22 protein-coding genes and 1 tRNA gene are annotated in these 19,779 nt (G+C 62.4%); 11 read left to right on the top strand and 12 right to left on the bottom strand.

Features of this window, described 5'->3' with window-relative positions; genetic code table 11:
• Positions 1 to 5 precede the first annotated feature (5 nt).
• Positions 6 to 887, top strand: coding sequence for a spermidine synthase (locus AC1TPF_RS11875; RefSeq protein WP_482143947.1), 882 nt, complete (start codon positions 6 to 8; stop codon positions 885 to 887).
• Here AC1TPF_RS11875 and AC1TPF_RS11870 read toward each other — a convergent pair.
• Complete coding sequence (locus tag AC1TPF_RS11870) at positions 855 to 2,405, bottom strand: ABC transporter substrate-binding protein (RefSeq protein WP_482143945.1); 1,551 nt, start codon at positions 2,403 to 2,405, stop codon at positions 855 to 857. The genes AC1TPF_RS11875 and AC1TPF_RS11870 overlap by 33 nt on opposite strands.
• A gap of 495 nt (positions 2,406 to 2,900) precedes the next feature.
• Between AC1TPF_RS11870 and AC1TPF_RS11865 the strand changes: the two genes are divergently transcribed.
• Positions 2,901 to 3,911, top strand: coding sequence for an isopenicillin N synthase family dioxygenase (locus AC1TPF_RS11865; RefSeq protein WP_482143944.1), 1,011 nt, complete (start codon positions 2,901 to 2,903; stop codon positions 3,909 to 3,911).
• Between the two features lie 24 nt (positions 3,912 to 3,935).
• Here AC1TPF_RS11865 and AC1TPF_RS11860 read toward each other — a convergent pair whose 3' ends face one another.
• Positions 3,936 to 4,262: a DUF1330 domain-containing protein gene (locus AC1TPF_RS11860; RefSeq protein ID WP_482143942.1), complete on the bottom strand. Its 327-nt coding sequence runs from the start codon at positions 4,260 to 4,262 to the stop codon at positions 3,936 to 3,938.
• Positions 4,263 to 4,623: 361 nt separating this feature from the next.
• Between AC1TPF_RS11860 and AC1TPF_RS11855 the strand changes: the two genes are divergently transcribed.
• A complete protein-coding gene (locus AC1TPF_RS11855) occupies positions 4,624 to 5,640 on the top strand; it encodes an AraC family transcriptional regulator (RefSeq protein ID WP_482143940.1) in 1,017 nt (338 codons plus the stop codon).
• A gap of 58 nt (positions 5,641 to 5,698) precedes the next feature.
• Here the strand turns inward: AC1TPF_RS11855 and AC1TPF_RS11850 are convergent, their stop codons facing one another.
• From AC1TPF_RS11850 to AC1TPF_RS11840, 3 genes are all read right to left on the bottom strand, one after another.
• Positions 5,699 to 6,004: a YdhR family protein gene (locus AC1TPF_RS11850; protein ID WP_482134941.1), complete on the bottom strand. Its 306-nt coding sequence runs from the start codon at positions 6,002 to 6,004 to the stop codon at positions 5,699 to 5,701.
• A gap of 2 nt (positions 6,005 to 6,006) precedes the next feature.
• Complete coding sequence (locus AC1TPF_RS11845) at positions 6,007 to 6,621, bottom strand: carboxymuconolactone decarboxylase family protein (protein WP_482134942.1); 615 nt, start codon at positions 6,619 to 6,621, stop codon at positions 6,007 to 6,009.
• A gap of 168 nt (positions 6,622 to 6,789) precedes the next feature.
• Positions 6,790 to 7,476 carry a CPBP family intramembrane glutamic endopeptidase gene (locus AC1TPF_RS11840; RefSeq protein WP_482143939.1) on the bottom strand — a complete coding sequence of 229 codons (687 nt, stop codon included), beginning with the start codon at positions 7,474 to 7,476 and terminating at the stop codon, positions 6,790 to 6,792.
• 144 nt (positions 7,477 to 7,620) lie between these two features.
• On the opposite strand from AC1TPF_RS11840, the gene AC1TPF_RS11835 reads away from it, so the two are divergent.
• Both AC1TPF_RS11835 and AC1TPF_RS11830 read left to right on the top strand, forming a co-directional pair.
• Positions 7,621 to 8,073 (top strand): DUF4262 domain-containing protein, encoded by a 453-nt coding sequence (locus AC1TPF_RS11835; RefSeq protein ID WP_482134944.1) that lies wholly within the window; start codon positions 7,621 to 7,623, stop codon positions 8,071 to 8,073.
• 48 nt (positions 8,074 to 8,121) lie between these two features.
• A complete protein-coding gene (locus AC1TPF_RS11830; RefSeq protein ID WP_482134945.1) occupies positions 8,122 to 9,372 on the top strand; it encodes a vWA domain-containing protein in 1,251 nt (416 codons plus the stop codon).
• An 11-nt stretch (positions 9,373 to 9,383) separates the two neighbouring features.
• On the opposite strand, the gene AC1TPF_RS11825 is transcribed toward AC1TPF_RS11830, so the two are convergent.
• Both AC1TPF_RS11825 and AC1TPF_RS11820 read right to left on the bottom strand, forming a co-directional pair.
• Positions 9,384 to 10,151 carry an ABC transporter permease gene (locus AC1TPF_RS11825; RefSeq protein ID WP_482143937.1) on the bottom strand — a complete coding sequence of 256 codons (768 nt, stop codon included), beginning with the start codon at positions 10,149 to 10,151 and terminating at the stop codon, positions 9,384 to 9,386.
• Positions 10,152 to 10,176: 25 nt separating this feature from the next.
• On the bottom strand, positions 10,177 to 11,169 hold the full coding sequence (locus AC1TPF_RS11820; protein WP_482143935.1) for an ABC transporter ATP-binding protein: 993 nt from the start codon (positions 11,167 to 11,169) through the stop codon (positions 10,177 to 10,179).
• Between the two features lie 93 nt (positions 11,170 to 11,262).
• Here AC1TPF_RS11820 and AC1TPF_RS11815 point away from each other — a divergent pair, with 93 nt between their 5' ends.
• Positions 11,263 to 12,231 (top strand): helix-turn-helix transcriptional regulator, encoded by a 969-nt coding sequence (locus AC1TPF_RS11815; protein WP_482143933.1) that lies wholly within the window; start codon positions 11,263 to 11,265, stop codon positions 12,229 to 12,231.
• Here AC1TPF_RS11815 and AC1TPF_RS11810 read toward each other — a convergent pair.
• The gene (locus tag AC1TPF_RS11810) at positions 12,216 to 12,842 is read right to left on the bottom strand and encodes an ion transporter (protein WP_482143931.1); all 627 of its coding nucleotides are present in this window, start codon (positions 12,840 to 12,842) and stop codon (positions 12,216 to 12,218) included. The two genes, AC1TPF_RS11815 and AC1TPF_RS11810, sit on opposite strands and share 16 nt — an antisense overlap.
• 49 nt (positions 12,843 to 12,891) lie before the next feature.
• Between AC1TPF_RS11810 and AC1TPF_RS11805 the strand changes: the two genes are divergently transcribed.
• Genes AC1TPF_RS11805 through AC1TPF_RS11790 form a run of 4 tightly spaced genes read left to right on the top strand, consistent with a single transcriptional unit; the run spans position 12,892 to position 14,963 of the window.
• Positions 12,892 to 13,350 carry an OsmC family protein gene (locus AC1TPF_RS11805; protein ID WP_482143929.1) on the top strand — a complete coding sequence of 153 codons (459 nt, stop codon included), beginning with the start codon at positions 12,892 to 12,894 and terminating at the stop codon, positions 13,348 to 13,350.
• A 27-nt stretch (positions 13,351 to 13,377) separates the two neighbouring features.
• On the top strand, positions 13,378 to 13,587 hold the full coding sequence (locus AC1TPF_RS11800; RefSeq protein ID WP_482134951.1) for a hypothetical protein: 210 nt from the start codon (positions 13,378 to 13,380) through the stop codon (positions 13,585 to 13,587).
• Between the two features lie 20 nt (positions 13,588 to 13,607).
• Positions 13,608 to 13,841: a hypothetical protein gene (locus AC1TPF_RS11795; RefSeq protein WP_482134952.1), complete on the top strand. Its 234-nt coding sequence runs from the start codon at positions 13,608 to 13,610 to the stop codon at positions 13,839 to 13,841.
• Between the two features lie 24 nt (positions 13,842 to 13,865).
• Positions 13,866 to 14,963 carry an SPFH domain-containing protein gene (locus AC1TPF_RS11790; RefSeq protein WP_482143928.1) on the top strand — a complete coding sequence of 366 codons (1,098 nt, stop codon included), beginning with the start codon at positions 13,866 to 13,868 and terminating at the stop codon, positions 14,961 to 14,963.
• Between the two features lie 87 nt (positions 14,964 to 15,050).
• On the opposite strand, the gene AC1TPF_RS11785 is transcribed toward AC1TPF_RS11790, so the two are convergent.
• The 4 genes from AC1TPF_RS11785 to AC1TPF_RS11770 form a co-directional block, all read right to left on the bottom strand.
• A tRNA-Val gene (locus AC1TPF_RS11785) sits at positions 15,051 to 15,122 on the bottom strand.
• 96 nt (positions 15,123 to 15,218) lie between these two features.
• Positions 15,219 to 15,701, bottom strand: coding sequence for a peroxiredoxin (locus tag AC1TPF_RS11780; RefSeq protein ID WP_482134954.1), 483 nt, complete (start codon positions 15,699 to 15,701; stop codon positions 15,219 to 15,221).
• Positions 15,698 to 16,120: a DUF3052 domain-containing protein gene (locus AC1TPF_RS11775; RefSeq protein ID WP_482134955.1), complete on the bottom strand. Its 423-nt coding sequence runs from the start codon at positions 16,118 to 16,120 to the stop codon at positions 15,698 to 15,700. Before AC1TPF_RS11775 ends, AC1TPF_RS11780 begins: the two co-directional genes overlap by 4 nt.
• 105 nt (positions 16,121 to 16,225) lie before the next feature.
• Positions 16,226 to 16,660, bottom strand: a complete 435-nt coding sequence (locus tag AC1TPF_RS11770; RefSeq protein WP_482143926.1) for a hypothetical protein — start codon at positions 16,658 to 16,660, stop codon at positions 16,226 to 16,228.
• A 295-nt stretch (positions 16,661 to 16,955) separates the two neighbouring features.
• Here AC1TPF_RS11770 and aceE point away from each other — a divergent pair, with 295 nt between their 5' ends.
• A complete protein-coding gene (gene aceE, locus AC1TPF_RS11765) occupies positions 16,956 to 19,721 on the top strand; it encodes a pyruvate dehydrogenase (acetyl-transferring), homodimeric type (RefSeq protein ID WP_482134957.1) in 2,766 nt (921 codons plus the stop codon).
• Positions 19,722 to 19,779: the final 58 nt, after the last annotated feature.

Below are 19,779 nucleotides of genomic sequence, written 5' to 3'. Positions count from 1 at the left end.
CGTCGATGGCCAAATCGCGCAAGAACACGCAGTCCCGTAAGACCGCACCGGCACGCGAAACCGACGGGCCGCAGCCGGGCATCTACCCCATCGACACGGGCACGTGTGAACTCGTCCGCGATCACCTGACCGACGGCTGGATGATCACCGTCAACGGCGCCCAGAGCTCGCATATCAACCTGGCCGATCCGACGATGCTCGACTTCGAGTACATGCAGTGGATGGCCGAACTGATCGGCGACCATTGGCCGACCACCGAGCGACTGCGCGCACTGCACCTGGGTGCCGGTGCGTGTTCGATGGCCCGCTATCTTGCCGCGACCTACCCCGACGCGAGGCAGGTTGCGGTCGACATCGACAAGCGGCTCACCGAACTGGTCCGCGAGTGGTTCAACCTGCCGCGCGCGCCACTTCTGCGACTGCGTGCGGGTGACGCGCGCGAGGTCACCGAGTCGCTGACCGACACGACCCGCGATCTGATCATCCGGGACGTGTTCTCCGGAGTTGTGACGCCGTCGGAGCTGACCACCCTGGAGTTCGTGACTCAGGTACGACGGGTATTGGCGCCCGGCGGCATCTACGTCGTGAACTGCGGAGACACCCGCGACCTGACCCTGGCGAGGGCCGAGGCCGCGACCATGGGCACGGTCTTCGAGCACATGGTGATCATCGCCGATCCCGCCATGCTCAAGGGGCGGCGCTACGGCAACATCGTGATCGCAGGCAGCGATACCGAGATCGGCCGGTCCCCCGCGCTGACCCGCGCACTCCTCGGCGGAGGCGTGCCTGCGCAGGTCTGGGACAACGCCCGGGTCCGTGGATTCGCCGCCGCAGGCAAAGTGCTGCGCGACCCGTCAGTTCATCCAGATGTCTTCGGGCAGCGGTGAGCCGAGGGTGTACAGATCGACGCCGTGCACGTCCTTCCCGACGATCACGCTCGGCAGCGCCCGGACGTACCAGACGCCGGGGTAGAGCTCAGCCAAGCGCTTCTGGACGGTTTCGTAGGCTTGTGTGCGTCCCTCTGGTGTCGGTGCGGTTCGTCCGAGATCCAGCGCCTGATCGAGCGCAGGATCGTTGACACCCAGGAAGTTTCCCGACGATGCCGAATGGAATGACGGCCACAGGCCGGTGTCCGGATCTTCGAAGAGTGATGCGGTGATGGTCATGTCGAAATCGCGCTGACCGGCACGTGCGGTGGCCGCTGCGTAGTCCACGACCTCGACCTTGACGTCGACATTGTCGAACGCACTCAATTGTGTCTGAACGCCTTCGGCGACCGCTTTGCTCTCGGTGGTGGGATAGGACAGGAACGTGAAGGAGACCGGTTTTCCTTCTGCGGCCAACTCATCGAACAGTTGCTGCGCACGTTCCTTGTCGGCCGATTGAATCTGAACATCGCTGAAGAACGGGGATTCTTTGGCCAATAGCGTTGCCGGAACCTCTGCTTCACTGTTGTAGACAACGGTGTTCAGTGCGTCGCGGTCCACGGCCAGCGCAATGGCTTCCCGGGCGCGAACGTCGTTGAACGGGGCCCGACGAAAGTTCATGCCGACGATCTGGCCGCCGCTGGTGGGGACGACCTGTCCGGTCAGGCCTGCATCTTCGGCCTTGTGGATGTTCGCCCAATTGGTCTCGGAGGCGAGATCGGCACCGCCGGTGGTCATCACGTTGATTCTCTGATTGCTGTCAGCCACGGTGGTGATGGTGATTCGGTCCAGATACGGCTTGGGTGCGCCCCAGAACCCCGAATTCTTGGTCAGGTCGATCGCATCCTGGCGGGCCCAGTTGGACAGGACGAACGGTCCTGCGCCGACCGGGTTTTCGTCAAACAACTTCGTTCCCTTCGCGAGGGCGGTGGGAGAAGCGATCCAGTTCATCGACCCGCTGAGCAGCGATTGTGCAAAATGCGGATTGGCGGTTGCCATGGTCACCTTGAGGTTCTGCGGGTCGATCACCTCGGTTGAGGCCACCTGGGTCGCCTGTCGGATCGACGTCGAACCGAGTGCCGGATCCTTCAGTCGATCCCAATTGAACTTGACCGCTGCGGCGTCGAGCGCGGTGCCGTCGGTGAACGTCAGACCCGGTCGCAAGGCGAGATTGAAGGTGACGCCTCCGTCAGAGGAGGAGAAATCGGTGGCCATCTTGTACTCGACCGCGAGAGATTCCCCATTGTTGACCATCAGTGCGCCATACAACGCGTTGCCCAGGACTGGCTGGTGCGACCAGGTGTTTGTCAGCGCCGCGGGGTCGAGAGATCGCGGTTCACCGCTCTGCAGAATCCGCGCGGAACCCCCCGCCACCGGGATACCTTCGCCTTCGGACGCACCACTGCCGGTGGACGTGCTGCCACCGCCGCAGGCAGCCACGAATAGGAGCAGCACAACGGCGAGGGACGATATTGCCAATTGCGGCCAGCGTTTATCTCGGAACATAGTCGACCTCTCGATTCAATGACCAATCAGGGCAGAGCAGTATTGCGATGACAATCCGGCTCGATTCGGGGTCTTACCGAACCTGATGCGCAGGCGAACTCATGCGGCGACCACGCTGCTTCGCCGAAGGGGCCAAGGCCGGGGACAACGGATGCCGACACCGCCGGTTTCAACTTGACCGGATTACGGTGTCGAGCAAGGGTTCTCCGTCACCATTCGACGACGGAGTCTGCTGTACATTCGTACAGGAGTGAGTGAACCATATACTCAGAACGCGGCGCTATGGGTCGAATTCGGACACAAAATCTGCAACGCCGGCGATTGTTATCCGCTGACGATCGCAAAAGCATGTCAAAATGCGCCGCTTCGGCAGTGCCCACCTTGCATTCGCCGCGATGAAACACAATCGGGAATTGGGATCGGTGTCGACAGGTTGCGGCGATTGCGCGACGGACTACCGTTGTCGGTGTGCTACCCGTGATCGATCTGGCCGAACTGGATACACCCGAAGGCCGCCAACAACTTCGTACCGTCACCCACGAGGTCGGTTTCTTCTATCTCGTCGGCCACGGGGTCGACCCCCAGCTCATCAGCCGGGTCCAGGCCGCCGCCCACGCCTTCTTCGCGCTCCCGGATGAGGACAAACTGTCGATCGCCATGATCAATAGTCGCCACTTCCGTGGCTACAACCGCCTCGGTGGCGAGTTCACCAATGGTGAAGTCGACTGGCGCGAGCAGATCGACATCGGACCCGAGCGGGACCCGCTTGATCACGCGAGGGGCTACATGCGCCTGCAGGGACCCAATCAGTGGCCCGAGTCATTGCCCGAATTGCGTTCGGCGATCGCCTATTACGACGCCGCCATGTCACAGGTGTCGCTTCGGCTGTTGCGTCATTGGGCCGCCGGGCTGTCTGCCGATCCGAACCTGTTCGACGACACCTTTGCGCACGCCCCGGCGACGCTGATCAAACTGGTGCGCTACCCGGCCCGGCCTGCTGCGGCCGTGGCCGGCGACCAAGGTGTTGGGGCACACAAGGATTCGGGAGTGCTGACCTTACTCCTGCTCGAGGAGGGTTCCTCGGGGCTGCAGGTCGAGACCTCCGACGGGAGCTGGATCGACGCACCGCCGCTGCCCGGCGCTTTTGTCGTCAACATCGGCGAGATGCTGGAGGTGGCCACCCACGGCTACCTGCGGGCCACCAGACATCGGGTCCTGACACCACCCGGTGCGGGCGAGCGCCTGTCGATTCCGTACTTCTTCAGTCCCGCTCTCGATGCGGTGATACCCACGGTCGACCTGCCCGACGAACTCGCCGCCAATGCCCGCGGCGTCGAACAGGATCCGGCCAATCCGCTCTATTCGACATACGGTGCGAACACCTGGAAAAGCCGAACCCGCGCCCATCCGGACGTGTATGCACGCTGGTATCCGGACGAGGCCCGGATCGCCGGGGGACGAGACCGCCTCGGGCACTGATCCGTCGTCGCCGATCCCCCGGGCTCAGTTCTCGAGAATGTCGGTTGCCCGGTGGTCCGGATCGACACCTTCGAAAGTCGCGAGGGTCCCGCGGGAATTGTTCACGCGAAGCGGGGCAATGGCCTGATAGGCATCCGAGTCGTACCAGCGAGCAGCGCCATCCGACGTCGGGAACCGAACCATGATGAGGTCCCCCGTCCACGTTCCTTCGACGACGTTCGGCTTGCTGCCGTGGATGATGAACCGACCGTCAAATGGCGCCAGGGTGCTGTCGATACGCTGGAGGTATTCCGCGATGTCGTCTCCCATGGAGACGTCGGTGAGGACGGCGACCGCATAACTCTCGCTCATGGTTTGGCTTCCTGTCGTCGTTGGGATGTGTTCGATTGTGGCAACAGGCGGGGAGTCACGTCGATTACCTTTCGGGTAATTCGCCGACTGCAATGGCACCGATCCAGCTCCTACCCGAGGGACTACGAGATATGCCAGAGTCCGAACAACCCCGCACCGGCGACGTAAACAACACGGATACCTGCGGGCCACGAAGCATCGGGTTCTGACACCGCCGGGAGCGGGCGAACGAGTGTTGATCCACAGCCACCCGCATTCCACGAACCAGGTGCGGGTTCAAATCTGGTCGATCTCAACTCTCGACCGTTGACGCAGGGCTCAGTAGATTTCGCATGGATCGTTCTACTTCTGAAGGTGAGGCATGACTGCTGTACTCGGCTTCTCGCAGGCTCAGGCAGATCCCGTTCATGCACATACGTCGTCGTGGACATTCGAATCCTGTGACCCGGACAAAGTTCACCAGCACCTGACCGAGTCGTTGGGACCTCACCGGATGGAACTTCCCGATGGGGTGGTCGACTTCCTCGCCAGAGCGCAAGCAACCTCAATGCCCGGCGTCCAGGTGCACAGGATGACCTACGGCGGGGCAGCCGTTGATCTACGTCCCGAGCCGAACGACAACCACATCGTGGTCATCCATCCACTCGCCGGCCGAATCGGTGTGAGTGCCGATTCGGTTGGTGTTGTCTCCAACCCCCTCCTGCCGGTTGTACTCGACGCGGGTAAGCGTTACCGGACGCACTGGAGCAAGAACAGCGTTGTGTACAAGGTCGTGATACACCGAGATCTGGCTCGCGAAGTGGCCGCCGAGTCCTGTGGGCTCTCGGCCGAAAAGGTCTGTCTCGACTTCTCATTGCAACTGCAACCGTCCGGACCTGCAATCGAGACGTGGGGTCGCATGATTGCAGTGATGGCTGCGCAGACCGGAGTCTTCGTGGACAGCAGGCTGCCCACGCTCACCGAGTTTCACCTTGCGCGGGCCACAGCATCGGCCTTGCTCGACGCCTTTCCGGCCGCGATTCGAGTTTCGGGCGATGAACGCGTTCCGTTCATCTCATGCCCACCGGTCGATCGCGCCGTCTCGTACATCGAGGAGCATGCCGGAGATCCACTCACGCTGCGAGACATCGCACTGTCGGTCGGCTTGAGTTCACGAGCGCTACAGGTGGCATTCAGACGACACCGGGACATGACACCGATGGAATATGTGCGGAAGGTCCGACTCCAGCGCGCGTACGACGATCTGGCGGCGGCCGACCTCGAGAGCATCACAGTGGCCACCGTCGCGGCACGGTGGGGTCACCACAATCCCGGACGCTTTGCCTCCGAGTTCCGCAGCGCCTTTGGGAGATACCCGAAAGAGGTTCTGGCGCAGTAACAAACACCGGAACTGCCGACGACGGTGTCTCGCCGCCGGCAGCTCGGATGTAACATTGTCAGGACTTCGGCAACCCATTGGTGCGAGCACTGAGTTTTTCGTCAAGACCGAACCGCTGAACGTCGAAGTCCGAGAACTTCGGATGAGTCCGGAGCTGAGCCACCAGAGGGCCGGTCAAATAGGCGTCCACTGCGGCGTCGTCCCGGAAGATGTAGAAACCTCCACTACCGCCCTCGATTTCGAGCCATGTCTTACTCAGCAGTCCATCGACGCCGCCAAGGGCCCCGGCAAAGTCATCGGCGATCGCGCCGAGTTCTTCTGGTTCGGCGACGCTGGAAAAGGTCACCAGAATTGCGATGGTCATGGTCACCAGATCTCTACGTCAAGTGCCGAGAAGAACTTCGACAGCGCGGACATGTGGGCGGCAAGCTCGGTCAGCTCGGCGATCTCTGGATCGGAGTACCAGCGACGCAGGTTGTCGACTTCCTCATCGGTCACTTTGAACGCATGCAGAGCAATCTTGCGCGAGTAGTCGAAGACCGCAAGGACGCGCTCGTCGAATGCATCCCGATTCTCGTCGTAAGTGTGAATCTTGGCGACCAAGCTCTCTTCGGCGCCTTCGAACCGTGACGCCGCTGAATGCCATGCGATGCAGTACGGGCACTCCAAGGCAAACGCGACGACCAGGCCGACCAACTCGGCCAGTTGCGGGTCCTTCTTCGAAATCAGGCTCTCGCGAACGATGTACCAGTCCTTGTCGAGCCATGCCTTCAGCAGGCCGGGGCTCAGCCCGAGGACGCGGATGAACTGACTCACCCACTCGTGATGCGCATCGCTTCCCTTCTCTCGAAAGGGGTGATCGACTGTCTGCGCGATTTGGAAATACTCACCGCCGGTCTTCTTGGCGTAGTCGTCCAGGACCTGCTTGGCCTCGGGAGACAGGCTGTCAAGATCGGGGACGAGTTTGACGCGGGGCGCCATGGTTTCTCCTTCATTTCTCGAATGTTCCGCCTATAAGTCAACCGCCCGAACGACTTTGCCAACAGCCACGAAACGCACAGCGCTGTACACATTGCGCACCTATGAGGCAGTCCGCCCCTGGTTGAGCACGATGTCGGTTCCGGCTTTCGCCGCTATCGGTGAGAGCTGTCATCCCGCCAGATGCCACGCCAACGCCGCACCGAGTGCACCGGTGCCGTTGACCGCCCAGTGAAAAGCCATCGGCGCCAACAGGCTGTCGCTTCGTCGTCGTAGCCAGATGAAGATCAACCCGGACACACCCGTGACGATGACGGCCCCTGCCACTCCGGCAATCTGAGCGAGCACACCTGTCCCGAGTAGATCGCTCAGACCTCCATTGCCTTCGGTCAACCCGAGGGACGACGAGATGTGCCAGAGCCCGAACAACCCCGCACCGGCGAAGTAAACAACCCACACCGGAGCGACCCGCACCAGGGCCGCGTTGAGCACACCCCGGAAGAGAAGTTCTTCGGGGATCACCGTCTGCAGCGGGATGATCACAAACGCACCCCACAGCGCCACCGACACCGTGTCGTAGTGATCTGACAAATACAGGGACCGGGTCCACGGCAGCAGCGCGCCCCCGATCGCGATGACCGCAACGGGGATCAGGATCGCCGCAGCCCATTTGAGTCCCTTGCGGTGTTGACTGCGGGCCAGCCCCAACTCGTCCCAGCCGTATCCCCGCCACCGGGCATAGATGAGCAAGCCGAGTGCTCCGAGTGGGACGAACAACGAAATCGCGTGGTCAAACGTAAAATGCGCAAGCCCGTTGATCAGCGCGAGGACACCGACCACCACCGCCACATCACGCATCCGCCGAACTCTATCCGGTCAGTGGCGTAGCGGTCTGACCACTTTGTCGATTCGATTGTCGGAGCCGGGTATTAGGGTCCACCGCATACGCGATCGGCTCCGAAGATCGCCGCCACACGCCCCCACCCGACACAGGAGGACACGATGCACCTGCAGTCCGATCCCGTCGACTTCGCCCATCGCGCCATCGCCAAGCGGTACTGGACCGTCACCGCGGTACGCGCCAACCCCGGGGCAGGTTTTCCGTCGCACGCGTACACCACAGGACTGACGTCCCTCGGTCATCCCGAGTTGATCGTGTACGGGCTCGAGCCGGGTATCGCCGGATCGATCCTCAACACCGTCGGCCATCGGATCGCACTGGCCGGAGGCAAACTCACTGCGGGTGAACGCCTCTCCGGATTCATCACGGACGATCTCGATCTGATGGTGATCGAAGCACTCACCACGAGCGATCTCAGAGTCGCGCGAGCGGTCTACGGGGAGGTGTCGGCGTGGCAGTTGGTGTGGCCTGACGCCACCGGCGAATACCCCTGGAGCACCCGGTACGGCATGGCCCGCACAACGCAACCGCTCGCGGGCCTACCCGCCGCCTGAGGACGGCGTCCCGCGCGGGAACCTTCCGGAGCTGTAGATAATGGGCCGATGGTCTCCCTGACGCGTGGCGCCAACACTCCGATCAGTACCGGCCCTTTGACTGTTGAGGTCTCGGGAGCACAACCCGGCATGGTCGATGTGATGGCCTTCCAATTGGCAGGCAATCACAAGACGCGCACCGACAACGACTTCATCTTCTTCAACCAACCGTCCTCCCCAGAAGGCGCGGTTGTCCTGACCGGGACCGCCACACTCTCGATCGACCTCGCGCGGATCCCCGCCGACATCGACACCATCGCCATCGCCGTCGCGTGCGATGAGGGTTTCACCGCGGGCCTGGCCTCGCTGCCCGACCTCGCCGTCGCCGCCAGTGGCTCCGGCGTCGCGGTGGAATTGCCGGCCAGTGGACTCACGACCGAGCGTGCGGCCGTACTCGGTGAGGTCTACCGCCGCGGCGGTCAATGGAAGATCCGGAACGTCAGCGCCGGATGGGACCGCGGGTTCGCCGATCTCGTCCGCGAACACGGGGTGAGCGTCGACGACGCCCCGGCCACACCACCACCAACCGACCCAGAAGTGAGAAACGTTGCGGGTGAGGAGAAACTTTCCCTCGAAAAGCGTCAGCGCCTCGATATGCGCAAGCGTGAAGTCCACAAGGTATTGCTCTCCAAGAACGCCACCGGCGTGCGCGCCCGAGTCGTCATCGTCATCGACAAGACCGGGAGCATGGCCAAGCAGTACTCCAAAAAGGTGATCCACCGCGTTGTCGAGCGAATGTTGGCCGTGGCCACCCAGATCGACGACGACGGGCAGCTCGAGCCGTACATGTACGCCAAGTCTTTCGTACGGGTGCCGGACATCAACGTCGGCAACGTCGAGGCCTGGACCGGCGAGTACCTCCACATCTACGGTAAGCACGGCGGGTTCGACTACGACGAGATCGGTGCCACCAACGACGAACTGCCGATCATGAACGAAATCCTCAGTTCGGTGACACCGGGGCATCCGGTGTTGGTCTTGTTCTTCACCGACGGTGGATTCCGTAAGAAAGGTCCGATCAGCGAACTGATGCGGGCGGCATCTAACGCCCCCGTCTTCTGGCAGTTCGTCGGTATCGGCAAGGCGAACTACGGCGTACTCGAACAGCTCGATGAGATGGACGGCCGTGTTGTCGACAACGCAGGCTTCTTCGCCCTCGACGACATCGACAAGGTCTCCGACGACGAGCTCTACCAGCGGCTGCTCTTCGAGTTCCCCGACTGGCTCCGCGCCGCCAAGGCCGCAAACATCCTCACCTGACCCACCCCGGGTCAGGCTCGGGAGGCCGCGCCCATCGCCCGAATGCCCACGACCAGACCGCCGCATGCCATCAGGACGGCGGCGAGTGCACCGGCACCGATCACCGAGAAATCGAAGTCGCCGACAAAGAGCGCCCGTTCGGCTTCGACGACGTAGTGCAACGGATTGATGTTGACCAGAAACCGCATCCATCCGGGTGCGTCGTCGAGCGGCAACATCGTTCCCGACAGGATCAGCAGCGGGAACATCAGGGTCTGCTGCACGGTCCAGAACACCCAATCCTGGTCGCGGACAGCCAGAGCCAAGCTGTACGACAACGACCCCAGTCCGACACCGAAGACGGCCAGGATTCCGATCCCGATCACCGCTCCCCCGATGTTGATGTCAAAGCCCAGCGGCAATCCGATCAAGAGAATCACCACTGCCTGCGCCGCCAGCGGGACCATCTCTTTGAGAGCGCGGCCGAGCAGCAGCGAACTGCGGCTCAGGGGGGTCACGAGCATCCGTTCATGACTACCGCTGTGCATCTCATCGAGCAGGTTGGCGCCGGTCATCGAGGTTCCGAAGATCGCGATCATCGCAAGTACACCCGGGATGAACCAATTCCAGACGTTGCCCGAATCTGCCGCGCCCGGAACACCTTTGAGAAGCGGGCCGAACAGTGCCAGCAGAATCAACGGTTGCACCAGGCTGAAGATCACCGTGAACGGGTCACGGATGGTGGGACGTAGCTCGCGAACCAGGACGATCGAACTATCTCGGACGATGTTTGTTGTCATCTGAATTCTCCTTGGATGCAGTGGATCAGGCGGCTGCGGATTCGCGCAGGCTGCGCCCGGTGAGTGACAGGAAGACGTCATCGAGCGTCGGACGGGTCGCCTGTGCCGTTCGAATGGTGATCGCCCGCTCGGTGGCCGCGGCGATCAACTTCGGCAACATCACATCGGCGCCTTCCACCTGCAGTCCCACGGTCAGTGCGTCAACTGTGGCGCCCCGGGTCTGGTCAAAACTTGTTGCCAGGCGGGCCAATTCGTCGGCGTCGGCGGTCGAGTCCACGGTGAACTCGATGCGGTCGCCGGACAGTTTGTCTTTCAGCGCTGCCGCGGAGTCGTCGGCGATCACGGTGCCCTTGTCGATGACGACCACCCGCTCGGCCATCGTGTCGGCTTCTTCGAGGTAGTGCGTGGTCAGCACGATGGTGGCTCCGGTCTCGGCGCGCAGTCGTTGGATGTGCGTCCACAAGTTGGCTCGGCTCTGCGGATCCATCCCGGTGGTCGGTTCGTCGAGGAAGATCACCGGCGGCCGATGAACTATTCCGAGGGCGATATCGAGGCGCCGACGTTGCCCACCCGAGAGCGTGCTGACTTTCCTGCTCTCCATGCCGCTCAGATCGAGAGCGCCGATCAATTCATCTGCACGGGCGGCACTTTCGGACTTCTTCAAGCCGTAGCACAGCCCCTGGGTCACGAGTTCTTCACGGACGCGCTGATTGTTGCCACCACCGTTGCCCTGTCCGACGTAACCGATCTGGCGCCGGACGGCGTCGGGGTCGTCGGCGATGTTGTGACCGGCGAGCCAGGCCGAACCCGAGGTCGGCCGCAGCAGCGTGGTGATCATGCGTAGGGTCGTCGATTTTCCCGCCCCGTTCGGGCCCAGCAGGGCCAGGAGCTCCCCTTCGGCCACGGTCAGGTCGATTCCCTTGACCGCCTCAACCGTGTTTTTCCCCTGTTTGAATGTCTTGGTCAGTGCCGCGACCTCGATCGCCGGCGTTGCCTTACCTGTGCTGATTGTCATCATGTCCCTCCAGAAATTGCCCGCGAACTGCGTCGACATGAAGTTACGACGCAATGAGGACAGAGACGGTCCGCAATATCTGGCATGGTGAAACGCATGTTGGACACGTCAGCGCGACTGCTCCGCCTACTGAGCCTGTTGCAGACCCGCAAAGAATGGTCGGGTGCCGATCTGGCCGAACGCCTGAACATCACCACCCGCACGGTCCGTCGAGACATCGACCGACTCCGCGAACTCGGCTATCCGGTGGACGGCACGGTGGGTGTCGGCGGCGGCTATCAACTCGGTGCAGGCGCCGAGATGCCTCCGTTACTCCTCGACGACCAAGAGGTCCTGGCGGTGGCGCTCGGGCTCGGAGCCGGAGCCACGGCATCGGTCACCGGGCTCGACGAAGCCGGAGCGCGGGCGATGTCGAAGTTGCGGCAGGTGATGCCATCTCGGCTTCGGCACCGGCTCGATTCCCTCCAGATCGATGCCACCCCGACGCGGACACACGTGTCCCAGGTCGAGGCGGCCGTCCTGTCCGACGTGGCGGCAGTCTGCCATCGTCATGAACGCCTGCGTTTCGATTACCGTGCCCGCGACGGCGCCGAGACCCGCCGCGAGGTGGAACCTTATCGGCTGGTGCGCAGCGGATTACGCTGGTACCTGCTGGCCTGGGACCTCGGGCGCAACGACTGGCGCTCATTCCGCGTCGATCGAATGACCCCGAAGATCCCGACCGGCCCCCGCTTCACCCCACGCGAACTCCCCGAAGGCGGCGCTGCGGCGTTCATCGCCAGCAGCATCGGGTCGGTGTACCACCAGTCCACTGCCCGCGTTCGGATCCACAGTCCACTCGAACAGGTCGCCGAGATGGTCGATGCCGCCTGGGGCGAGGTCGAGTCAGGTGATGTCAACAGCTGCGAGGTGTCGCTCTTCGGTAAGTCACTGACGTCAATTGCCCGCTGGCTGTACGCCTTCGACGCCGACTTCACGATCATCTCCCCAGCCGAATTACGCACCGAATGCCGCATCGTCGCAGACTTCCACCTCAAGACCGCCGAGCGTTATCGCAATGCCTGATCAGAGTTCGGGTCGGCTGCCGCGGCGCCACCCGCCAGTGGCACGGGAATCGCGGCCGCCAGCAACACCTTGAGCTCTGCGACCTCACTCCGGAGCAGATCGATATGCGCCGCGGTTGCCGCCTGGTTGCACCACAGCGCCTCGCCGAATGACCGTATTCCTGCGTCGGCATGAGGTCGCTCGGCTTCCAGAATCGCGAGCGACGCAACATAGATGAGCAGGATCGCACTGGCCACCGTGTAGATGATCACCCGTCCTCGGATGACACCCCCGACCACCTTCTGGAATACGCCGATCAAGATGACCAGCCGCAGGAGTCGCAGCGGCCGCAGGATGGGCAAGGCGACAATAGCAAGGTCGATGAGGTGTCGGTAGAACCACCGAAACCGCTGCGTAGACAACAGCAGTCGGCAAACGTAGTCCGCGGCGAACGCCAGCCACGTCACCGCAACCACCGCCGACAGCGCGCGTTCGGCCATCCCCTCCGGGCGGGCCAGAACTTGCATCGAATAGGCGACAAGGAAGATCACAGCAACGATTGCCAAGGGCCACTCGGTGCGCTTCTCCCAGAGCCCGAGCTTGTCGACCCGGCCTCCCACAATGTTCTCCACGACCACAACACAATCACCTTCGTGTTCTGCTCAGAAGTTACGGTGACTCATGGCGACTCACACGTATTCATCGCATCTCGTCTGGCAGGGTTCGACCGGCAGCGGATATCGCGCATATTCGCGAGATCACCGGGGAGTGACGCCACCAGCTGTCGACGAGATCGGACTGAGCGCCGATCCGCATTTCCGGGGCAGCGAACAGTTGATGAATCCTGAACAACTTGTTGTGCTGGCAGCGAGTTCATGTCAGTTGCTGTCATTCCTTGCCGTTGCCGCTCGCGCCGGAATCGATGTCCTCGGCTACGAGGACGATGCCTCCGCGGCAATGGACGATGCCGACACACCGATCCGCATCGGCACGATTGAACTCTCTCCGACCATCTGGGTGGTGCCTGGCACGGACCCCGATCACGTTCTGGCCCTTGTCGAGCAGGCCCACCACGAGTGTTACATCGCCAATTCGTTGAACTCGGACGTCACGGTCACCGCGACAATTCACATCGAATGAAGTCATCACCCCGGCTATATTCGACCCGTGACCACCACTGATTCGGCGAAGAGCGCCTCGCTCACCAAGAACCTCCTCGTGATCGTCTTGATCGTCTCGATTCTCTTGACCGCCCTTGCGATCTACGACATCGCCAACGGCGAGCACAGCCTCAGCGTTTGGGTGGCCATCATCTGCTGGCCCGTCGTCGCGATTGCCAACGGCATCAAGCTCTTCAAATTGCGCAAGAACCGCTGAGTCCCAGAGTCACGGCGCCCGTGGATCCGATGGTCGGCAAGCTCGGCACCGTGTACCTCTCCATCGAGGCCGGTGGATATGGTGAGGTCGTCCTCAACGTGAGTGGCGCAAGCCAACTATTTGTCGCGACGTCGTCGATCGACATCGCTCGCGGCGACAGCATCTTGGTGATCGACAGGACCGACGACGGGAGCCTGATCGTCGAAAAATGGTTCCCAACGCCGGATGCGGCTGCACGCCAAGACAACTGGTGAATACAACTGAAAGCAGGACGACAGATGCTCGGTTATCACGTGCCCGAACCCGACGAGGCGATGATCATCTCCGGAAAGAAGTCGCACGACGAGAACGCGCCATTCCTGGTGATCATCGGTCATGGCAAGTGGGTGATGCCGTTCTTCCGCCGCGTCAGTTACCTGTCGCTGGCGATGCATGAGGCCGCCATCGAAGAGACCTGCGTGACCACCCAGGGCATCCAGCTCAAGGTCCGCGCGGTCATCGCACACAAGGTGGGGTCGGACACGGAATCGATTGTCAACGCCGGACAGCGATTCATCTCCGAACAATCCAACGAGATGAATCAGTTGACCGGGCAGATCTTTTCGGGACATCTGCGCTCCATCGTCGGTTCGATGACCGTTGAGCAGATCATTCGTGAACGCGACACGCTGGCCCGGCAGGTTCTCGATGCTTCGAAGCGCGAGTTGACCCTGATCGGGTTGAAGGTCGACTCCTTCCAGATCCAGTCGATCGACGACCTCGGTTCGGGTTACATCAAGTCGCTCGCCGCCCCCGAGGTCGCGCGGGTGCAGCGCGATGCCGCGGTCGCCCAGGCAGCTGCCGAGCAGCAAGCCGTCGAAGCTCAGCAGAAATCTGCACGGGCGCAGGCGGACTACGAGCGCGAAACCGCCCTCAAGCGGGCCGAGATCAAGTCCGAGACCGACAAGGCCAACGCCGAAGCCGCTCAGGCCGGTCCACTCGCCCAGGCCCGCGTGACCCAGGAGATCACCACGGAACAGACCAAATTGGCTCAGACCACGGCGGAGCTGCGCGAGCGTCAGCTTCTGTCCGAGGTGATCAAACCTGCCGAGGCCGACGCACAGCGCACGCGGATCCTGGCCGAAGCCGAGGCCGCCGCCATCAGGATCCAGTCCGCTGCCGCGGCTGAGAACGATCGCATCTCCCTCGACCAGCTGCTGATCGAGCAGCTGCCCGAACTCGTCGAAGCGGTGTCCAAGGGTTTGGCCGGCGCCAACCTCACCGTGTTCAACGGGGCGCAGGGTGTCAACGAACTGGCGACCTCGGTCGTCGCACAGGGGATCTCGATCCTCGATACCGTGCAGGGCCGATTCGGCCAGAAAACAGAAGAAAGCTGACGCCGCTCGCGTTTCTCACATTCGCTCGCACTACAGAGCGAGCGGGTGTGAGGACTGTGAGCGGACTTGCCCGTTGTTCGATGTCGGTGCGCGCAGAGGGATTTGAACCCCCGACCACTGGTGTGTAAGACCAGAGCTCTACCGCTGAGCTATACGCGCATGGCGGCTGAACGAAGGCGAGTTCGCCAGCCGCGACGGCGAGAGAAAACATTCGGACTCGCCGCCCATCCGATCACCCGAAGGTGCCGGACACACTCAAGAATTTAGCGTGGCCAGAGCTTTCTCCCAAAGCGACTGGTCACGGACCTGACCGGGATCCATCATTTCCGAAAAAGTGATGATTCCGGTCTTGTCGACGACGAATGTTCCGCGGTTCGGGTAGCCCTTGTCCTTGTTCAGGACCCCATAGGCCTGGGCCACCTCGCCGTGCGGCCAGAAGTCGGCCAGGATCGGGAACAGGTATCCCTGAGCCGACGACCACACCTTGTGTGTGGGCGAACTGCCCACCGACACCGCAACGAACTCGGAAGTCTCGTTCGAGAACAACGGCAACCGATCCCGGACCATGCTCAGTTCGCCTTCACAGGTTCCGGTGAACGCCAGTGGAAAGAACACCAGCAGAACGTTCTTCTTGCCGCGGTAGTCGGAGAGGCTGACCACCTGATTGTTTTGATCACGCAGGCTGAAGTCGGGAGCCTCGGTTCCCACCTCGAGCTCCCGACCGAGAGAGGAAGTCATGCTCTCTTGCCGACCCGCGTCTTCGGTTGGACCAAACGTGACCCGAGCCATTCGCCGAAACTGACGGCACTGGTCTGGGTGAGCCCTGCGGTAGGAGCCGCCTCTGCGACTTCTGTGGGGTCGACGTAGCCGTCAGCCCCGGTCTTCGGGGACAAGACCCAAACGAAACCGTCGTCGGCGAGGGGCGTGATGGCATCCATCAGCGCATCGACCAGATCTCCGTCACCGTCGCGCCACCACAGCACAACCATGTCGATGACCTCGTCCGAGTCCTCGTCGACCATCTCAGCGTCGATGGTGTCTTCGATGAGGCCGCGCAGGTCGTCGTCGGTGTCCTCATCCCACCCCAGTTCTTGCACAATCATGCCCGCTGTCACTCCCAGCTTTTGGGCACGATCACCATCTGAAGCGGCAACCAACGCGACGACCTCCTGTCAAAAAAATGGGTGAACACGCTCCGTGCCCACTTTGATCACTCAAGCGAACAGGGTAAACCCCCAAGTTGCAAGCCGAATGCCGCTTTTTCAACTGGACAGTTGCCCGCAAGCGTCCACCGCCTTGTTCCGAGACTCGATCCAGCGAGCCGCCGGATCGTTCAGTCCGGACTGATTTTGGCCCTCGATGGCGCGCACCAACTCCTGATTTCTGACGAAGAATGCGCGTACGAGTCGGCCCACCGAGGGCTCCACGTCAGGCACCAATTTGGTGTTGATCGCCTGCTCACCGGCTTTGAGCTGATCGATGGCCACTTGTGCGGCGCCACCGACTGCCGAATAGGACTGCACTTCATTGAGTTTGGTCACGAAGTCGTTGTAACTGTTCAGCATCGTCACCACGGTGGTGGTGAACTGCGAACACAATTCCAGCGTGATATTTCTGGCCGCTTGCGCGCGTCGCGACGATTCGGCGGCCTGCGACTGCACCGCGGCCACTGAAATGTCACTCCGATACGCGGACACCTGGCCACCATCGACAGAACTCGAGCCGTCAATCGTGGTCGCGCACCCGCAAACGCCCAATCCGATTACCGCAACGACGGCCACACCCCAAACCTTCACAGTCCAGATACTGCACGACGAGCGCGCAAACCGGCGACGAAACGCCCGTGGGTAGGGTTACTTTGCCGCACACCGATGCCAACGCACATCACTTGCGGCACGATTGAGACAACGCCGAACCACACCCCGGTTCCGGCGGGTCGATCCCGTTACGGCAGCCACCGCTGCCGAGTGACTCGAGGAGAAAGAGCACGCAGTGACTGACAGCACTCACGCACCAAAGAACCAGGCCCGAGTACGGGTCATCCGGGAAGGTGTTGCGTCCTACCTCCCCGACATCGACCCGAGTGAGACAGACGAATGGCTCGATTCATTCGACGGACTCCTCGAACATGCCGGGCCCGGCCGGGCCCGCTACCTCCTGCTGCGGCTGCTCGAACGAGCCGGTGAGAAACGGGTGTCGATCCCGTCCCTGACGTCCACCGACTACGTCAACACGATCCCGACCGAGAACGAGCCCTGGTTCCCGGGCGACGAAGAGGTCGAGCGCCGCTTCCGCTCATTCATCCGCTGGAACGCCGCCGTCATGGTGCACCGCGCCCAGCGTCCCGGCGTCGGCGTCGGTGGCCACATCTCCACCTACGCGTCGTCCGCTGCGCTCTACGAGGTCGGCTTCAACCACTTCTTCCGCGGCCAGGAACACGCAGGCGGCGGCGACCAGATCTTCATCCAGGGCCACGCCTCCCCCGGCATCTACGCCCGCGCCTTCCTCGAAGGCCGCATCAACGAAACCCGCATGGACGGCTTCCGCCAGGAGCACTCCCACGCAGGCGGCGGCCTGCCGTCGTACCCGCATCCGCGGTTGATGCCCGACTTCTGGCAGTTCCCAACGGTTTCCATGGGCCTGGGTCCCATGAACGCCATCTATCAGGCGCGCTTCAACCACTACCTGAACGATCGCGGCATCAAGAACACCGAGGATCAGCACGTCTGGGCATTCCTCGGCGACGGTGAGATGGACGAGCCCGAGTCGCGTGGCCTGGCGCATGTCGCCGCCACCGAAGGTCTCGACAACCTGACCTTCGTGGTCAACTGCAACCTGCAGCGTCTCGACGGCCCGGTGCGTGGCAACGGCAAGATCATCCAGGAACTCGAGTCGTTCTTCCGCGGCGCGGGCTGGAACGTCATCAAGGTGATCTGGGGCCGCGAGTGGGACTCGCTCCTGCACAAGGACCGCGACGGTGCGCTGGTCAATCTCATGAACAGCACCCCCGACGGCGACTACCAGACCTACAAGGCCAACGACGGCGCGTTCGTCCGCGAACACTTCTTCGGTCGCGATCCGCGCACCAAGGAACTGGTCAAAGACCTCAGTGACGCCGAGATCTGGGGCCTCAAGCGTGGTGGCCACGACTACCGCAAGGTCCACGCGGCGTACGCATCGGCGATGGCCCACAAGGGGCAGCCGACGGTGATCCTGGCCCACACCATCAAGGGCTACACACTCGGCAAGCACTTCGAGGGCCGCAACGCCACGCACCAGATGAAGAAGCTGACCCTCGACGATCTCAAGGACTTCCGGGACAGCACCCGCATCCCGATCAGCGATGCCGAGCTTGAAAAAGATCCGTACCTGCCGCCGTACTACCACCCCGGGGCCGACTCACCGGAGATCGAGTACATGCTCGATCGCCGCAAGCAACTGGGTGGGTTCCTGCCGGCGCGGCGCACCAAGAGCAAGGTGCTCAAGCCCGACACCAGCGGTGCCATCAAGCTCGCGAGCAAGGGTTCGGGCAAGCAGCAGGTCGCCACGACGATGGCCATCGTGCGCATCTTCAAGGAACTGATGCGCGACAAGGAGATCGGCAAGCGCCTGGTGCCGATCATCCCGGACGAGGCCCGCACGTTCGGTATGGACTCCTGGTTCCCGACGCTCAAGATCTACAACCGTAACGGCCAGCTGTACACCTCGGTCGACGCCGAACTCATGCTGGCCTACAAGGAGAGCCCGCAGGGCCAGATCCTGCACGAGGGCATCAACGAAGCCGGATCCACGGCCTCGTTCACCGCGGTCGGCACCTCGTATGCCACCCACGATGAGCCGATGATCCCGCTGTACATCTTCTATTCGATGTTCGGGTTCCAGCGCACGGGCGACGGCTTGTGGGCCGCGGCCGACCAGATGGCCCGCGGATTCGTGCTCGGCGCCACCGCCGGACGCACCACCCTGACCGGTGAGGGTCTGCAACACGCCGATGGTCATTCACTCGTGCTGGCCTCGACCAACCCGGCGGCAGTGGCCTATGACCCCGCGTTCGGTTACGAGCTGGCGCACATCATCTCCGATGGTCTGCGGCGGATGTACGGCGAAGATCCCGAGAACATCTTCTACTACATCACCATCTACAACGAGCCGATCACACAGCCGGCACAGCCCGAAAACCTTGATGTCGCAGGCGTTCTCAAGGGCATCTACCAGTTCGCCGATGCTCCAGAGGGCAAGCAGTACCCGGCCAACATCCTGGTCTCGGGTGTCGCAATGCCGAGCGCCCTCAAGGCACAGCAGCTGCTGGCCGATGACTGGAATGTCGGCGCGAGCATCTACTCAGTGACGTCCTGGGGCGAGCTCGCCCGTGACGGGGTCGAGTACGAGAAGGCAGCGTTGCGTGAACCGGCAGGCAGCCATCCGCAGCCCTACCTGACGGAGGTCCTTGCCGATGCCTCCGGACCGTTCGTTGCGGCGACCGACTACATGAGGGGTGTCCCGGAGCTGATCCGCGCCTGGGTCCCGGGCACCTATCTCACCCTGGGCACCGACGGTTTCGGATTCTCCGACACCCGACCGGCCGCACGCCGCTACTTCAACGTCGATGGTGAATCCATCGCGGTCGGTGTCCTCTCGGCACTCGCCCGCGAGGGTCACATCGATATCAAGGTTGCCGCCGAGGCCGCCGAGAAGTATCAGATCGAAGATGTACTGGCTGCCCCGAAGCAGACCAGCGATCCCGGTCCCGGCGCCTGATCCTTCGCACCACACCGACCGCCCATCCGTTGTACAACGGGTGGGCGGTCGGCTGTTT

It is taken from the genome of Williamsia sp. Y853, assembly GCF_056786495.1.
Note: the sequence above shows the minus strand (reverse complement) of the source record. Positions and strands in the feature narration are given on the sequence as shown.

What these genes read in the sequence shown, in the direction of transcription:
- AC1TPF_RS11820 (WP_482143935.1), bottom strand. Translation starts at nt 11,169, where the DNA reads ATGATGACAATCAGCACAGGTAAGGCAACGCCGGCGATCGAGGTCGCG.
- AC1TPF_RS11830 (WP_482134945.1), top strand. Translation starts at nt 8,122, where the DNA reads ATGGTCTCCCTGACGCGTGGCGCCAACACTCCGATCAGTACCGGCCCT.
- AC1TPF_RS11860 (WP_482143942.1), bottom strand. Translation starts at nt 4,262, where the DNA reads ATGAGCGAGAGTTATGCGGTCGCCGTCCTCACCGACGTCTCCATGGGA.
- AC1TPF_RS11805 (WP_482143929.1), top strand. Translation starts at nt 12,892, where the DNA reads ATGGCGACTCACACGTATTCATCGCATCTCGTCTGGCAGGGTTCGACC.
- AC1TPF_RS11875 (WP_482143947.1), top strand. Translation starts at nt 6, where the DNA reads ATGGCCAAATCGCGCAAGAACACGCAGTCCCGTAAGACCGCACCGGCA.
- AC1TPF_RS11790 (WP_482143928.1), top strand. Translation starts at nt 13,866, where the DNA reads ATGCTCGGTTATCACGTGCCCGAACCCGACGAGGCGATGATCATCTCC.
- AC1TPF_RS11845 (WP_482134942.1), bottom strand. Translation starts at nt 6,621, where the DNA reads ATGGCGCCCCGCGTCAAACTCGTCCCCGATCTTGACAGCCTGTCTCCC.
- AC1TPF_RS11825 (WP_482143937.1), bottom strand. Translation starts at nt 10,151, where the DNA reads ATGACAACAAACATCGTCCGAGATAGTTCGATCGTCCTGGTTCGCGAG.
- AC1TPF_RS11840 (WP_482143939.1), bottom strand. Translation starts at nt 7,476, where the DNA reads ATGCGTGATGTGGCGGTGGTGGTCGGTGTCCTCGCGCTGATCAACGGG.
- AC1TPF_RS11850 (WP_482134941.1), bottom strand. Translation starts at nt 6,004, where the DNA reads ATGACCATCGCAATTCTGGTGACCTTTTCCAGCGTCGCCGAACCAGAA.
- AC1TPF_RS11780 (WP_482134954.1), bottom strand. Translation starts at nt 15,701, where the DNA reads ATGACTTCCTCTCTCGGTCGGGAGCTCGAGGTGGGAACCGAGGCTCCC.
- AC1TPF_RS11855 (WP_482143940.1), top strand. Translation starts at nt 4,624, where the DNA reads ATGACTGCTGTACTCGGCTTCTCGCAGGCTCAGGCAGATCCCGTTCAT.
- AC1TPF_RS11815 (WP_482143933.1), top strand. Translation starts at nt 11,263, where the DNA reads ATGTTGGACACGTCAGCGCGACTGCTCCGCCTACTGAGCCTGTTGCAG.
- AC1TPF_RS11835 (WP_482134944.1), top strand. Translation starts at nt 7,621, where the DNA reads ATGCACCTGCAGTCCGATCCCGTCGACTTCGCCCATCGCGCCATCGCC.